We start from the raw sequence: 16,023 nt of genomic DNA, 5'->3' as shown, positions 1-16,023 counted from the left end.
TAAGAATAGAAATTTGTTATATATGAAGTCTATATAAATAATGAAAGAATTGGATAAAAATAGTGGAAGAAGGTGAGTGAATGAGTATTTCCTCTATTGTAAGTAGGCAAAAGGAATATTTTTTAAAAGGGCATACGAGAAGCATCGAAATGAGAAAGAATAATTTGAAGAAGCTTTATGAAGGCATTCAGCATTTTGAAGAAGAAATATTTCAGGCATTGAAATTAGATTTAAATAAGTCAGTTCACGAGTCGTTTACAACGGAAGTTGGATATGTATTAAAAGAAATTTCCTTTCAATTGAAACATATTTCATCGTGGAGTAAACCGAAACGAGTTCGAACAGCACTCACTCATTTTGGATCAAAAGGAAAAGTAGTGCCAGAACCGTATGGTGTGACGCTTATTATTGCACCGTGGAACTATCCTTTTCAATTAGCAATTGCACCACTTGTAGGAGCACTGGCAGCTGGAAATACAATCGTTTTAAAGCCGTCAGAGTTAACGCCAAGCGTTTCAAAAGTGCTTAAGAGAATGTTAGATGAATTATTCCCAGAAGAGCTTGTAGCGGTAGTAGAAGGTGGCGTTGAAGAGAGTACATCTTTGCTGAAGGAACCGTTTGATTATATTTTCTTTACTGGTAGTGTTGGCGTTGGAAAAGTTGTAATGGAAGCAGCAGCGAAACAGTTGACGCCGCTCACTTTAGAACTTGGCGGGAAAAGTCCTTGTATTGTACATAAAGATGCAAAGATAGAGATGACAGCAAGAAGAATTGTTTGGGGTAAGTTTTTAAATGCAGGGCAGACGTGTGTAGCGCCTGATTATATGTACGTGCATTCTTCCGTGAAAGAAAAGCTAATTGAGGCACTGCGACATGAAATTACAGAGCAGTATAGTAAAGAACCTTTGCAAAATGAAAATTATGTGCGTATTGTCAGTGAGCGTCATTTTGAACGATTATGTGGATTTTTACAAGATGGTCAAGTCGTAATTGGTGGAAACTATAAGAAAGATACATTACATATTGAACCGACAGTACTAGCGGATATTACATGGCAAGATACTGTTATGGAAGATGAAATTTTTGGTCCGATTTTACCAATCATAGAGTACGACAATATAGAAGATGTAATTGGCACAATCCAGCAACATCCGAAGCCGTTAGCGTTATATGTATTTTCTGAAGATAAAGAAGTACAAAAGAAAGTGACGAGTAATATTTCATATGGTGGAGGCTGTATTAATGATGTTGTCTATCATCTTGCTACGCCATATTTACCTTTTGGGGGTGTTGGAAGTAGTGGATTAGGGGGGTATCATGGGAAAGAAAGTTTTCGGACTTTTTCACATTATAAAAGCATTTTAGCCCAATCTACAGCATTCGACATGAAAATTCGTTACTCTTCTACAAAAAGTGCTTTAAAATTCATCCGAAAGTTGTTAAAATGATGATGGTGTTTATCAGTAGGCGTAGCCGTATGATAATAGCCCCTTCGCAATGGAAGGGGTTTTTCTGTTCGACGTTATGTATCATGCGAAAATGAATCAAACATACTACATAAAGAATAGAAACGAACGCTTGCTAAATAACCATTTTTGTTTGGATCGAAACAAAAAAATAGTCTATAGAACATAAATATTTATTCATGAATATAAAAATTTAAAATTTAAGATAGATAGGACGGGAAAATGAAAAAGATTATTAAAGTTGAAGCAGTTGAAAAACATTTTGGAAATCAAGTGATTATCCCATCTCTTTCTTTAGATATTAAAGAGGGAGAGTTTTTAACAATTTTAGGGCCGAGTGGCTGCGGGAAAACGACGTTACTTCGTATGATCGCAGGATTTGAAACTCCAACTAAAGGGAATCTTTTATTAGATGATGAAAGAATTAACGATTTGCCGCCATATAAGCGTCATATGAACCTAGTGTTCCAACATTACGCACTATTCCCACATATGACAGTAGAGAAGAATATTTGTTTTGGTATGAAAATGCAGAAAGTATCAGCAGCAGAGCAGAAAGAGCGTGCTGAAGAGGCAATGCGTTTAACGCAGTTACTTGAGTTCCGTAATCGTAAACCTGCGAAGCTTTCTGGTGGACAACAGCAGCGTGTTGCAATTGCAAGAGCGATTGTAAATAATCCACGTGTATTACTATTAGATGAGCCACTTGGAGCGCTTGACTTTAAGTTACGAAAAGACTTGCAACGTGAATTGAAAAACTTACAACGTAATTTAGGAATTACGTTCATATACGTAACGCACGATCAAGAAGAAGCAATGAGCATGAGCGATCGTATTGTAGTTATGAATAAAGGACATATCGAACAAATCGGAACACCGAAAGAAATTTACAATAAGCCGAAAACATTGTTCGTTGCGACATTCATCGGTGAAAATAATATTGTGAAAAACGGGGAAGGCTATGTAGCAATTCGCCCTGAAAATGTAAAAGTACGTTCGGTTGAAGAGTCAATTTTAAAAGAATACCATCTTGGACATATTGAAGATATCGAGTTTGTCGGAAATATGGAGAAGCTTTATGTACGTGATGAGAAAACATCAGAATTACTAATGGCATATCAAACTGCTGAAGAGGCAGTACAGTGGAGCATTGGAGATAATGTATATGTAGGCTGGGAGCAAGAGGACGAGGTGACCTTAAATTGAAAAAAGGGAAATTACTCGCACTACCTACAGTCGCGTGGCTGTTAATTTTCTTCCTAATCCCGCTCGTATTCGTATTAGGATTCGCCTTCATGCAGCGCGGAGCTTACGGGACAGTAGAAATGCAATTTACGCTGGAGAATATATCCCGTGTGTTTGATCCATTATACTTAGGAACGTTATGGGAAACTGTTAAAATTGCAGTTATTACAACAGTAATATGTTTATTAATTGGTTATCCGTTTGCGTATACAATTACAATTGTTGACCGCAAATACCGCTCTATTCTTTTATTATTGGCAACGATCCCGTTTTGGATTAACTTTCTTGTTCGTTCATACGCATGGATTGTTATTTTACGTTCACAAGGTCTTGTGAATACGTTGTTATTAAAGCTTGGCATTATTAGTGAACCGTTAAATTTATTATATAATACTCCTTCTGTAATACTCGGAATGGTCTATTCTTTATTACCATTTATGATTTTACCAGTGTATGCAGCAATTGAGCAGTTGGATAAGCGTAAGCTAGAAGCGGCTTATGATTTAGGAGCAACACCAATAAAGGCATTTTGGAATATAACAGTGCCGATGACGATGTCAGGAATTGCGACTGGTTCTATTTTAGTATTCGTTTCTTCTATCGGAATGTTTGTTGTATCAGACGTGATGGGCGGATCGAAAGTAGCATTAATTGGAAACGTTATTCAAAATCAATTCTTAGGTGCACGTGACTGGCCGTTTGGATCTGCGTTATCGATTATCGTTGTTCTATTCTCTGTTCTGTTAATTTACTTATATTATCGTGCAACGAAAGTATATAAATATAATGAGAACGGAGGGGAATAGGCAAAGATGAAGAAGTTTTTAGTTTCTTATTCTTGGTTAATTTTGTTATTCTTGTATTTTCCAATGATGGTTTTAATGGTCTATTCTTTCAACGACTCTCGCATTAATGCGGAGTGGGAAGGTTTTACATTCCATTGGTATACAGATTTATTTCAAAAACAAGATGTTATTGATGCATTTGTAAATAGTATTACGATTGCAGTTATAACAACGATTGTGACAACGGTACTTGGTGTATTCTTTGCAATCGCTTTACATCGTTATAAATATCGTTTTGAAGGGGCTATTAATGGCCTTGTATATTTACCAATTTTAATTCCTGATATTTTAATGGGATTATCTTTACTAATTCTTTTCAGCCAGTTAGGAATGGAACTTGGACAAACAACGATTATTATTGCACATATTACATTTAGTATTTCGTTTGTTGTTGTTATTTTAGCTGCGCGTCTTTCAAGTATGGGACGTGACTTAGAAGAAGCTGCAAATGATTTAGGAGCAACGCCTTGGCAAACGTTTCGTTATGTAACGTTCCCAGCAATTGCACCGGGAGTTATTTCGGCAGCATTATTAACATTCACATTATCAATTGATGATTTTGTAATTAGTTTCTTCGTATCAGGACCAGGATCAACAACATTGCCACTATACATTTACAGTATGGTTAAGCGCGGAGTATCACCAGAAATCAATGCTCTTTCTACAATTTTAATTGTTGCTATCGTAGGATTAATGGTTCTATCTGAAATCTTCCGGAATAAAGGTGCAGATGGTGAAGAAAACTCTGGAGGACACCTTCCTTTATAATACGAACGATATAGAAAGTACAAGGGGGTAATAAACCGATGAAATTAATGAAAAGAATAGCTGGCGCAGCAATTAGTTTTAGCCTTGTTGCTGGTGTGCTTGCTGGTTGTGGTGAAAAGAAAGAAGAATTAAATATTTATAGCTGGGCTGACAATTTTGATGAGCAAGTGCTAAAAGATTTTGAAAAGAAATATAATGTGAAAATTAACTATGACAAGTACGCAAGTAATGAAGAAATGCTTGCGAAATTACAAGCTGGTGGCGCAAAGTATGACTTAATCCAGCCGTCTGATTACATGGTTAAAACAATGGCGAAAATGGACTTATTAGCGCCGTTAGATAAAAAGAATATCCCGAATATCGAAAATATGGTTTCTAATTTCAAAACACCTGCGTTTGATCCAGAGAATAAATATTCTTTAGTGTACACTTGGGGTGTAACAGGGATTGCATACAATAAAAAGTATGTGAAAGAAGCACCTACAAGCTGGGCGGACTTATGGAATGAGAAATATAAAGGACATGTAACGTTACTGAACGATTCTCGTGAAGTATTAGGAGTGGGTCTTAAGAAGCACGGGTTCTCAAACAGTACGAAAGACGATGCACAATTAAAGACAGCAGCAGATGATTTAAAGAAGCTGCTTCCAAACTTATTAGCATTTGATACAGATAACATTAAACAAAAATTCATTACAGAAGATGCTTGGATCGGAACAGTTTGGTCTGGAGATGCAGCATTTATCGCAAAAGATAATAAAGATGTAGAATATGTTGTACCGAAAGAAGGCGGCACAATTTGGGCTGATACGTTAGCAATTCCAAAAGGTGCAAAACATAAAGAGCTTGCTGAGAAATTTATGAACTACTTACTAGATGAAAAAGTAAGTGTGAAAAACTACGAGTCAATTGGTTACAGTAATCCAAATGAAAAAGCTCATCCTCTTCATAGTAAAGAATACCGTGATAATCACATGATTTTCTTAACGAAAGAAGAGTTAGATCGTACAGAATGGCTTGTTGATGTAGACGATAAGTTAAAAGACTATGATCGTTACTGGACAGAGCTAAAAACAAAAGGTAAATAAGTAAGGAAATGCGGTTTCTAAAGTAGAAATCGCATTTTTTCATAGTAGGAGGAAATCGTTTGAAGAAGAAGTTACATCAGTATGAGGTAATGTGTATCGGTTTGTTATTTGCTGTATTTGGTATTGTTGCTTGGCGCGTACATGCAGGTGGCGTTACAGTGATGGATACATATGTCCGTGGATTAGTAAGAGGGCTACAAACGGAAAGTTCTCTTATATTTTTCTCGTACTTTACAAAATTGGGATCAGCAATTGGGATAGTCACTACGCTCGTTATAAGTTTGCTTGTTTTTTGGAAGAAGCGTTATTATGCTGCGATGATTGTATATCCAATGGGGATTTTAATAACACATCTTGTGAATAAAGGGATAAAAGAGATTGTAAAGAGAGAACGTCCGTCATTAAATGAAGCGCTAGATGCACTTGGATATAGTTTTCCTAGTGGACATGCAATGCTATCGATTATGACATTTGGATTTCTTACTTATATCATTGCTGCTAATTTGAAAAGCTTAGCTGGGAAATGTGTCACAACGATTTTGATGGGTATAGTAATTCTATCGATTGGATTAAGTAGAGTCATTTTAAATGTACATTACCCAACTGATATTTTAGCTGGTTACTGCGTAGGTGGTATTTTGTTAATTATCGCGATTTACTACCATCGTTTACTTACTGAGAGATTAGGGCTTAATAAAGAGAGATAGAAAAACGTCTGGAAAAACTATTATTATAGTTTTTCCAGACGTTTTTTGTTTATATCAAGATGTGATACAGTATAAGTGACAATTGAATTATTTAAAGTAGGTGAAAATGTGTGAAGACAAACGTACATAAAGTTGATAAGTGGGGGAAGTTAGGAGCCTTTTTGTATCAGTTTCGTTATACAGTAATTGTAGCGTTACTGTTGCTCGCAATCGCACTTGGGATTTTTGCTCCAAAGCTACCGGGAGTATTAGGTGGTGACGGTTTCCAAACGGAAGGCGACTATCAAAAAACAAAAGAAATTTTAGATCAAGATTTTAAGAAGTCTCAAGATACGCTTTTGCTCGTTTTTGAGAAAAATAAAGATGCTTCGCATGAGGAATTTAAAAAGCGAATAGATGAAATTGTAAAGAATGTTCAAGAGAAAGAGAGCTATGAATCTTTCCATCACCCAATCCAAAATAAAGAAATGCTACAAGATGACATCGGTTATGCGACAATTTTATTTTCCGGGAAAACAAATAAAGAAAGAATGGAAAAGACATTACAATTTGCTGATGAGATTGAGAAAGAAAGTAATGTAGCATTAAAAGTAACACCTACAGGATTTCCGAAAATTAATCAAGAGATTAATGAAAGAACGCAAAATGATTTAAAAGTAGCAGAAATGATTGGATTACCAATTGCGTTTCTTGTATTACTATTTTCGTTTGGTAGTCTTTTGGCATCAATTTTACCGATTTTGAATGGGGCGCTTAGTGTTATTAGTACGATGGGGATATTGTATTTCATCGGTGTTGATAAAGAACTATCTATTTTCGTGTTAAACGTTGCACCGATGATTGGACTTGCATTATCTATTGATTTTGCGCTATTATTTGTGAACCGTTTTCGAGAGGAAGTTGCTAAACGAACGGTAAAAGAAGCGATAGCAATTACATATCAAACGGCAGGACGTGCGATTGTATTTTCAGGATTATGCGTATTTGTTGGGTTATCCGGTTTGTTTTTCTTTAAGATAGATTATATTCAATCTGTCGCGATTAGCGGAATGATTGTTGTCATTATGAGCATTTTATTCTCACTCACACTTCTTCCAGCACTATTATCGTTAATAGGTAAAAGAATATTAAAAAAGAATCAAGTAGCACATACGCCGGCAAAAGCATGGCGTAAATTTGCACAATTTGTGATGAAACATCCAATTGCAATGATTATTGTTGTTACAACATTTATTGTTATTTGCTTATTACCGTTACGTACAGCTAATTTGCAGTTCCCTGGTGTTGAAGCTTTACCTGAAAAGAGTGATACAAGGATTGCATATGAAAAGTATGAAGAAGCATTTAATGAAACTGTCAAAACACACGCTGATGTTACGTTAGTTGTAGAGACGAAAAAAGATATGAAAGAAAAAGAAAGTCTACAAAAGATAGAAGAAGTCGTTCGAAAGTTAAAAGATGATAAGAAAGTACATGAAGTAAGAAGTTTATACGACGGGTTAACTGGAATGAAAGCAGATCAAGTTGTTGGAATATTGCAGTCGCCAGAATCAGCGAAACTAACTCCTGTATTTGAAGCATACACGCAAGGGAATAAGACGACGATAGAAATCTTTTTGAAAACAAAACCACGTACAGAGACTGCAAAACAGTGGGTACGTGACTTTAAAAAGAACTATAAAGAAACGGATGTTTCGTATTATCTAGGCGGAATGACGACGTTTCAACAAGAATTAGAAGATGAAATTAAAGATAAAGTTGTAATTGGTATGTCTGTTATATTTGGATCGACCTTTGTTATATTATTATTTGCATTCCGATCTATACTCATTCCAATTAAGGCAATTGTTATGAATATACTTAGTTTAAGTGCAACCATTGGAATTGTTGTTTGGTTATTTGAAGGTGGTCATTTCGGTTTAGAAGCAAGTCCGGTTCTGTTTGTCTTACCAATCTTCATTTTTGGCCTCGTATTTGGGCTTAGTATGGATTATGAAGTATTTCTTATTTCACGTATTCATGAGCTCTATGAAGAAACAGGAGATAACGATCAAGCAACGTTAGAAGGGCTCGTTTCAACAAGTAGAATCATTACATCAGCTGCTTTAATAATGATTGTTGTAACTGGTGCATTCGCCTTTACTGATATTTTACCAGTAAAGCAGATGGGTCTTGGCGTTGCATTAGCAATATTTCTTGATGCAACAATTATTCGTCTTATGCTCGTACCAAGCTTAATGAAGTTATTTGGAGACTGGAACTGGTGGTTACCATTTCGAAAAAAACGAGAAAAATCATCATAAAAAATGCTCATCATATTGATGAGCATTTTTTATGAATAGCAAAGCCTACATTTTGCAAATAGTATGTGATAAGAACATTACATAATAAGTAGGTGAAGGCAATGTTTCGTTATTTTAAGTTTAAGTTAAATGATACAGTACAGTTTGCCGAGAACGATGGGCATATGTATCGCATTGTCGGTTATCGGTTAGAAAAAGGATTTTATCCAAAAGATGAATGGACTCATATCATTTATGAACTACTTAGAGAATTTGACGGGTATACGATGGATGCAGAAGAGGAAGAACTTGTAAAGGTCGTTCAAGTAGAGGATGAGTATTACAAAATACAAGAAGTATCAGGTTATCGCTATCCAGTAAAAATGAAACAAAAACAACAAGTGATGAAAATAGAAAAGATGGACGATTTATTAGATGCTTACAATGATTATAAAAGGTTGGCGGATTTCTTTAAAGATTTATCGTATGAACAAAAAGCTGAAGAAGTATTATTAGAAATGAAAAGACTTAGAGCTTGAGGGGCAGTCTATTATAAGACTGTCCTCTATTTTTGACAGTGCATCAAAGTGTGTTTTCCGTTACAATGAGAGAATCAATAGAAATAAGGTGATAAACAGTATGGAAACAAAGAAAAAGGGCGAATGGTGTGAAATTATCGTTCCAGCTAAATGGAATGGTATAAGTATTGAATCGGTATTAAAAGTAGAATGGGAAATACCGAAAAAGCTATTACATCAGCTTCGTATGGAAAAAGGTGTTACGGTTAACGGGGAACAAAGAAGATGGAATGAGCTTTTAAAAGAGAACGATAAGTTACAAGTCCATATGTTTGCGGAGGAAGAGTACGGTGTAGATCCAGAATATGGTGAATTACATGTAGTATACGAAGATGATCACGTACTTATCGTAAATAAACCAGAGCAAATGGACACACACCCTGCTGAAAAAGGTGGAACCGGGACGCTTGCAAATCTTGTTGCTTTTCATTTTCAAATGCAAGGTTTAGAGACGAAGGTGCGTCATATTCATCGTTTAGATAAAGATACGACAGGTGGTGTCGTGTTTGCTAAGCATAGAATTGCTGGTGCAATTATGGATCGTCTATTAATGGAAAGAAAAATTAAAAGAACGTACGCAGCGCTCGTTGAAGGGAAAGTAAAGAAGAAACAAGGAAAGATTGATGCTGCTATCGGAAGGGACCGCCATCATGCTACAAGGCGTCGTATTTCTCCAAAAGGTGACCAAGCTATCACATATTATAAAGTAGAAAAGTATTTTAAGAAGCAAAACACGACTTTCGTAACGTTACAATTAGAAACGGGTAGAACACATCAAATTCGTGTTCATATGAGTCATAATGGTAATCCACTAGTTGGGGATGTATTATATGGTGGACAAACAAAATATATGTCCAGTCAAGCATTGCATGCGATGAAGATAAATTTCTTGCATCCAATTACGAAAGAAGCAATTGAAGTTGATGTGCCGTTTCCTACAAAGTTAAATAAAAAAATAAAAGAATTTCAAAAAGAAAATGCATAAAGTATAAGTTTTAACTTGAAAAAAGTAGATTTTTGCAGGGATTTCTCTAAAAGAAGCGAAGCCGTTAAGAGAAAAGAGAGGTGAGAATCACTTGATCAAATATAAGTATGTACTTGGAATATTTTTCGCTTGTCTTTTACTTACTCTATTTCTCTATCCCTATTTACCAAATCGTATGGCAGTACATTGGAATGTAAATGGTGAGCCAAACGAGTTTATGAGTAAACAAGTTGTTGTAGCATTTATTCCCTGTTTTATTATTTTTTCATATGGATTTTTGTATATTATTTCACATAATATATTTAAGTTTAATGAAAGAGGGCATGGTATTATAGGCGGCTTTATAAAGAAAATTACGTTATTTATGTTGTTTATTCATATGCTTATCCTCTTTATTAATTTTAGGAAGGTGATATCCTTTCAAACAGGATTAACGATTGGGATTAGTATGTTTCTTTTTATGCTGAGTAAAGAATTTAAGAAAATAAAAGGCAAAGAAAAAGATCCAATTAAATTACAAAAAATTCGTTTAGTGAGTAGACGAATTTTTCAAGTGATGGCATGGGGCATATTGTTTTCATTGTTTTTGAACTTAGAGTGGGGATTTTATGTATTGCTTAGTATAATAAGCTGTGGATCTATGTTGTTTATGTTATATATTTTCTATTCATACATAATAGAAAGCTATGAAACTTAAAAAAGAGTCTTCTCATTATGAGAAGACTCTTTTAATCTATTTACTTCGTAATAAATTGTTGTGTCCAGTAGTTGCCGCTTTCTACATAACCAACACCGATGTGAGTGAAGCCGTTATTTAAAATGTTTGCACGGTGTCCAGCGCTGTTCATCCAAGCTTGTACTACTTCTTCAGGTGTACGTTGGCCTTGAGCGATGTTTTCACCTGCAGATGTATAAGAAATACCAAATTTCTTCATCATATCAAACGGAGATCCGTATGTAGGGCTGTTATGATCAAAGTAGTTGTTTTTTTGCATATCTTCAGACTTAATACGTGCTACTTTGCTTAATTCAGTATCGATTTTTAGTGCTGGTAAGCCTTGTTTTGCACGCTCAGCGTTTGTTAATTCAACAACACGTTGTTCGAACTCACTTAAAGATTTTGCTTCTTCAGCAGGCTTTTGCTCAGCAGGTTTTTGTTCAGCAGGTTTTTGAGTATTGTTGTTTTCAGCAGGCTTTTGAGCTTCTGGTTTTTGAACTTCTTCAGCAGGCTTTTGCTCGGCTGGTTTTTGTTCAACTGGCTTTTGAGTTTCTGGCTTAGCTGTTGGTTGCTCAGTTACAACATTTTCAGTAGGTTGTTGACCAGGAATGAAGCAGTTTGGTTGGAAGTTTCCTTGTTGCCATTGTGCTAATGATTCAACTCCCATAGATTGTAAGAATGCTTGTAATTCTTGTTGGCTCATTTGTTTCATCATCACTTTTGAATGCTGAATATTTTGAACCTTTACGTTAGATGGTTGTACTGTTGCAGCTTGTGCATCTAGAGAAGATACTCCTAAAGTAAGAGCTGTTGCAGCAGCTACAGATAATAAAACACGTTTTTTCATGATGTGTGTCCCCCTATATAAAGTTTTAATTTGTTTTCACACGATTTGTTTTTGACAGCCTGTCTGACTGACAAATTCATCGTAGCATACAATTTGCGAGAAAAAAGATGGAAAAAAATTCATAGACTTTAAAATTACCTAATTTATCCTAAGAGAAGGAGGGAGCAAAAATAAGAGAAATATAGAGTATAAAAGGAATTTATAGTGTTTTTATACTTGGTTTTAAGAGGGGGTTTTTGGATAAAGTTACCTAAATAGAAAATGAAGAATCCTATTGTATCAATGGTTTGAGCGATTTTTTGAGGAATATAATGGATTGATTTTTACAAAACTGTAATGTTTCTGTTGTTCTTTTTTATAATAAAGTAACATATTTTTAATGTTGTAGCAGACAAAAAAGCGGCTATCTCTTTACATAGACGAAGGAGATAGCCGTTTTCCTATTATTACGTATGTTACGAGTTATTACGAGTTAGTTTCAATTGCTTCTAATAATAAATCCACAATGTGAATTCCTCTTATCTTATGAGAAAGCCCTTCTCGCTCAATACCCAATTTCATTTGTAATAAACAACCTGGATTTGCAGTAACAATGGTTGCTGCTTCTGTTTCATGCACACGGTCCATTTTGTAATCTAGAAATTCCATTGATAACTCTGAATGAACAATATTGTAAATACCAGCAGAGCCACAGCAACGATCGGCATCTTTCATTTCTCGATATGTTGCACCTTGGATAGCCTCTAGTAACATACGAGGTTCAGAAGATGTGCGCATAACATTGCGTAAATGACAAGAGTCTTGATACGTAATAACTTGCGGCGTGAGTCGTAAGTCAGTTCGCTTATGGAAGTCTAGTTCTACTAGTATAGCAGTAATATCTTTAATCTTAGAAACAAACTGCTTAGCACGTTCAGCCCAATCCGGATCATCCTTTAAAAGATAATCATAGTCTACGAGGTAAGCTCCGCAACCACCTGCATTCGTAATAATATAGTCGATGTTTAAGTCTTCGAATGCTTTTATATTGCGCTTTGCTAATTCTTTTGCTCCACTCTTTTCACCAGCATGTCCATGCAATGCACCGCAGCAACTTTGTGTTTTCGGAATAACGATATCACAACCAGCTAATTGAAGAAGTTTCATCGTTGCGTTATTTGTTTCTAAAAACATCGTATCCATTAAGCAGCCTGTGAAGAATGCAACTTGTTTTTTCTTTGTACTTTCTGCAGGTAAAAATGAAGGACGATCTTTCATCGCTTTCATTTTAGGGACTTTTGGTAAAACGAGATCCATCGTTGCAAGTGTTTCGGGGAATAACTTCATAATCCCTGTTTTATGTGTTAGCGTTTGTAAACCAGAACGTTGATAAAATCCGATTAGTCCAGTTAATGTTCTCATTCGATTTTGATGGGGGAATAATCCTTCAAAAACGACTTTTCGAACAGCTTTCACTGGCACCGAGAATTTTTTATTTTGATTAATAATATCACGAGCTTCTTCTAATAAATGCCCATAATTTACACCAGATGGACAAACAGGCTCACAAGCACGGCAACCAAGACAAACGTTTAATGTATTCTCAACATCTTCATCTGGTTCGATTAAACCATCAACGACAGCTTTCATTAATGCGATACGTCCGCGCGGTGAATGTGACTCTTTATATCCGGATTGAATGTAGGTAGGACAAGTAGGTAAACAAAAACCGCATCGCATACAGTTTAGTAATTCATCTTCACTTAATCGTTCTTTAAATTCTTTTTGAATATTTTCTTTATTTAATGTGGTCATCGCTCAACCACCACTCTTTTTCGGGTGTCTTTCGCGAACATTTTTCCAGGATTCATAATGTTATTTGGATCGAAAGCTTGCTTTATTCCTTGCATAGCTGCAATACCTTCCTTACCTAATTTCATTTCTAAATATGGAGCTTTCATCGCACCAACACCATGTTCACCAGTAATTGTGCCACCAAGTTCAATTGCTTTCGCAAATATTTCAGCAAAAGCTTGTTCAGCTCGGTGCATTTCTTCTGCATTACGAGCGTCTGTCATACAAGTTGGATGTAAGTTACCATCACCAGCGTGTCCAAACGTACAAATAGGAATATTATATTTTTTTGCAATGGTATTAATAGCTTCAACCATCGGAGCTATTTGTGAACGTGGTACAGTTGCATCTTCTAATATTGTAGTAGGTTTTAATCGTGCGAGCGCTGATAGGGCACTACGGCGAGCGGTACGAAGCGCATCTGCTTCCGTCTCATCTTTTGCAACGCGAACATCAACTGCATTCATAGAGTGACAAACGTTAGCCATTTTTTCAATATCTCGATTGACTACTTCGGGTGGACCGTCTTGTTCGATTAATAAAATTGCTTTTACATCTGTAGGTAAACCGATTTGTGCAAACTCTTCTACTACTTCAATTGTCGGTTGGTCTAAAAACTCCAGTGTTGCTGGAATGATTTTATTTGCAATAATAGAAGAAACAGCACGTGCAGCTTCATTAATATCTTCATATAATGCAAGCATTGTTTTCTTTGTTTCAGGCATAGGAACAAGTTTTAATATGGCTTCTGTTACCACGCCAAGTGTTCCTTCAGAACCGATAAATAAACGAGTTAAATCGTAACCAGCTACATCTTTTGCTAATTTACCACCAGTGCGAATAATATCACCATTTGGTAAGACAAGTTCAAGCCCCATTACATAATCACGTGTTACGCCATATTTCAAACCGCGTAATCCACCTGAGTTTTCATTAATATTACCGCCGATTGTAGAAATTTTCATCGAGCTTGGATCTGGTGGATAAAATAAACCTTTTTCTTCTACCGCTTTAATAATATCAAGTGTAATGACACCAGCTTGTACAGTAATTGTTAAGTTTTCTTCATCAATTTCTAAAATATTGTTCATATGGCGGAAAATAAGGACGATACCGCCTTCAAGTGGACATGTTCCTGCGCAAAGATTTGTTCCAGACCCGCGCACATACACAGGAATTTTGTGAGTGTTACATACTTTTAACACTTCAGCTACTTCATTTGTATTACGAGGAGCAATGACTGCATCAGGCATTGCTTGGAAGTTTGGAGTGGCATCATAACTATAAGTTAAACGCCCCATATTGGATGTATCTACATTATCTTCGCCAACAATAGATACGAATGAATGAATAATTTGTTTTTCTAACATTGGAAATCCCCCTCAAACTGTTAACGTGTTTAGTTATAATAAACAACGTGGTAACAGTGCTTTCATTATAATGATAAAAAAGTCGAGGGATTCTTTCTATGTATAATCATCTAAAGATTAATCTGTTTTATCGTTCTTTTTTGTATGATTATCTAATAGGAGGAGTGCGAAGTATAAAACGTTTAAGTCTTTGAATTGTTTTGGATCAAGTCCTGTATGTTCTTCAATCTTTTTTAGCCTATAATGTAAGGTGTTAATGTGTATATGTAATTGTTTAGCTGTCTGTTTATAAGATTGGTTATAATCGATAAATAAGCGTAAAGTGTGCATAAGCTCAGGAGATGATAGTAAGCTTTCGATGGTACGCTCTAGAAATTGTTCACGCGTTTCGGCAGAAATATCTTGTAAACACATTTCTAAACGTAAATCTTCATTAAATACAATTTTTTTCGTTTCCAATGATACAGAAAGAGCACGTAATGCTTGTTCGTAACATATGTTCATATTGTTTGGGGTAACTGTTTGCCCAATCCCGATATATAAAGGAATAGAAAATAAAGCTTCGCAGTCTTGTTTTAACCGTTTTAAAAACTGATAAGTTTGTTCTTTGGAGCTCATCGCTGTAAATAAAATAAAACGATCATTTCCCCAGCGAACAAATAGATGCTCTTTTGTTAAAATATTTCGTACATGTTGCCATATTTTACGCTGGAGCATTGTGTCATTTTTGCCAATAGAAAACAAAACAAGTTGTTTTTTCTTATATAAATCAATGCCAAGTGTTTTGGCACGATCAAGAAAACTCGGGGACCACTCTGTATTTTGAAGCCAATCAAAGACAAAAGCTTCATAAGAACGGTGCTCAAGTTCTAATTGCTCTAAAAAGTAGTTTTCATGAATTAATAATTCGGTCATCTTACGCAATATTTCTCCGTAGCGTGAAATATTTTCAGGTTCTCCGGTAATCCCAATGACACCAATTACTTCATCATGAAATAATAAAGGAAGATTCATCCCAGCCTTTACACCTTGCAATCGCCTTTCATCTTCTTTTGTAATGATGACGGTTTTCTTTTGTTTAGCGCAGCGGAGTGCACCTTCATGAAATTGGCCAATTCTTTCTGTATCTGTACTTGCGATAATAACGCCTTCTATATTAATGATAATTATATTTTCTGTAATTAGTCTGCGTACTTCTCGTACAATTTTATTCGCTAAATCAGGAAATAGCATAATTGACACACCTCAAATTCTATTTGTTGTACATTATATATGTAAATTGAGTAAGAAA

Annotated in this window: 14 protein-coding genes; 10 read left to right on the top strand and 4 right to left on the bottom strand. The window is 35.5% G+C overall.

Annotated elements, in window-relative coordinates; translation table 11 throughout:
* Nucleotides 1-80 precede the first annotated feature (80 nt).
* From ES895_RS09910 to ES895_RS09865, 10 genes are all read left to right on the top strand, one after another.
* Nucleotides 81-1,448, top strand: coding sequence for an aldehyde dehydrogenase (locus ES895_RS09910; RefSeq protein WP_097813773.1), 1,368 nt, complete (start codon nt 81-83; stop codon nt 1,446-1,448).
* A gap of 240 nt (nt 1,449-1,688) precedes the next feature.
* Nucleotides 1,689-2,672: a spermidine/putrescine ABC transporter ATP-binding protein PotA gene (gene potA, locus ES895_RS09905; protein ID WP_087875086.1), complete on the top strand. Its 984-nt coding sequence runs from the start codon at nt 1,689-1,691 to the stop codon at nt 2,670-2,672.
* Entirely contained in the window at nt 2,669-3,517 is an 849-nt protein-coding gene (gene potB / locus ES895_RS09900; RefSeq protein ID WP_000715500.1) for a spermidine/putrescine ABC transporter permease PotB, read from the top strand. The genes potA and potB overlap by 4 nt, the downstream gene beginning before the upstream one ends.
* Before the next feature lie 6 nt (nt 3,518-3,523).
* A complete protein-coding gene (potC, locus tag ES895_RS09895; RefSeq protein ID WP_000714192.1) occupies nt 3,524-4,324 on the top strand; it encodes a spermidine/putrescine ABC transporter permease PotC in 801 nt (266 codons plus the stop codon).
* Between the two features lie 38 nt (nt 4,325-4,362).
* On the top strand, nt 4,363-5,412 hold the full coding sequence (gene potD / locus ES895_RS09890) for a spermidine/putrescine ABC transporter substrate-binding protein PotD (protein WP_000772485.1): 1,050 nt from the start codon (nt 4,363-4,365) through the stop codon (nt 5,410-5,412).
* A gap of 59 nt (nt 5,413-5,471) precedes the next feature.
* Nucleotides 5,472-6,119 carry a phosphatase PAP2 family protein gene (locus tag ES895_RS09885; protein ID WP_135238315.1) on the top strand — a complete coding sequence of 216 codons (648 nt, stop codon included), beginning with the start codon at nt 5,472-5,474 and terminating at the stop codon, nt 6,117-6,119.
* Nucleotides 6,120-6,229: 110 nt separating this feature from the next.
* Entirely contained in the window at nt 6,230-8,422 is a 2,193-nt protein-coding gene (locus ES895_RS09880) for an MMPL family transporter (protein WP_135238314.1), read from the top strand.
* A gap of 101 nt (nt 8,423-8,523) precedes the next feature.
* Entirely contained in the window at nt 8,524-8,940 is a 417-nt protein-coding gene (locus tag ES895_RS09875) for a hypothetical protein (RefSeq protein WP_000490301.1), read from the top strand.
* A gap of 100 nt (nt 8,941-9,040) precedes the next feature.
* Nucleotides 9,041-9,964, top strand: a complete 924-nt coding sequence (locus ES895_RS09870) for an RluA family pseudouridine synthase (protein WP_000448320.1) — start codon at nt 9,041-9,043, stop codon at nt 9,962-9,964.
* A gap of 91 nt (nt 9,965-10,055) precedes the next feature.
* Entirely contained in the window at nt 10,056-10,661 is a 606-nt protein-coding gene (locus ES895_RS09865; RefSeq protein ID WP_000598997.1) for a DUF1648 domain-containing protein, read from the top strand.
* A 40-nt stretch (nt 10,662-10,701) separates the two neighbouring features.
* On the opposite strand, the gene ES895_RS09860 is transcribed toward ES895_RS09865, so the two are convergent.
* From ES895_RS09860 to ES895_RS09845, 4 genes are all read right to left on the bottom strand, one after another.
* Nucleotides 10,702-11,529: a CAP domain-containing protein gene (locus tag ES895_RS09860; RefSeq protein WP_000747596.1), complete on the bottom strand. Its 828-nt coding sequence runs from the start codon at nt 11,527-11,529 to the stop codon at nt 10,702-10,704.
* Between the two features lie 465 nt (nt 11,530-11,994).
* The gene (locus ES895_RS09855; protein WP_000209648.1) at nt 11,995-13,323 is read right to left on the bottom strand and encodes a (Fe-S)-binding protein; all 1,329 of its coding nucleotides are present in this window, start codon (nt 13,321-13,323) and stop codon (nt 11,995-11,997) included.
* Entirely contained in the window at nt 13,320-14,732 is a 1,413-nt protein-coding gene (gene glcD / locus ES895_RS09850) for a glycolate oxidase subunit GlcD (RefSeq protein WP_000890754.1), read from the bottom strand. The genes ES895_RS09855 and glcD overlap by 4 nt, the downstream gene beginning before the upstream one ends.
* 117 nt (nt 14,733-14,849) lie before the next feature.
* Complete coding sequence (locus ES895_RS09845; RefSeq protein ID WP_001999325.1) at nt 14,850-15,974, bottom strand: CdaR family transcriptional regulator; 1,125 nt, start codon at nt 15,972-15,974, stop codon at nt 14,850-14,852.
* Nucleotides 15,975-16,023: the final 49 nt, after the last annotated feature.

It is taken from the genome of Bacillus sp. 007/AIA-02/001 (genome assembly GCF_004634455.1).
GTDB classification, from domain to species: domain Bacteria; phylum Bacillota; class Bacilli; order Bacillales; family Bacillaceae_G; genus Bacillus_A; species Bacillus_A cereus.
Note: the sequence above shows the minus strand (reverse complement) of the source record. Positions and strands in the feature narration are given on the sequence as shown.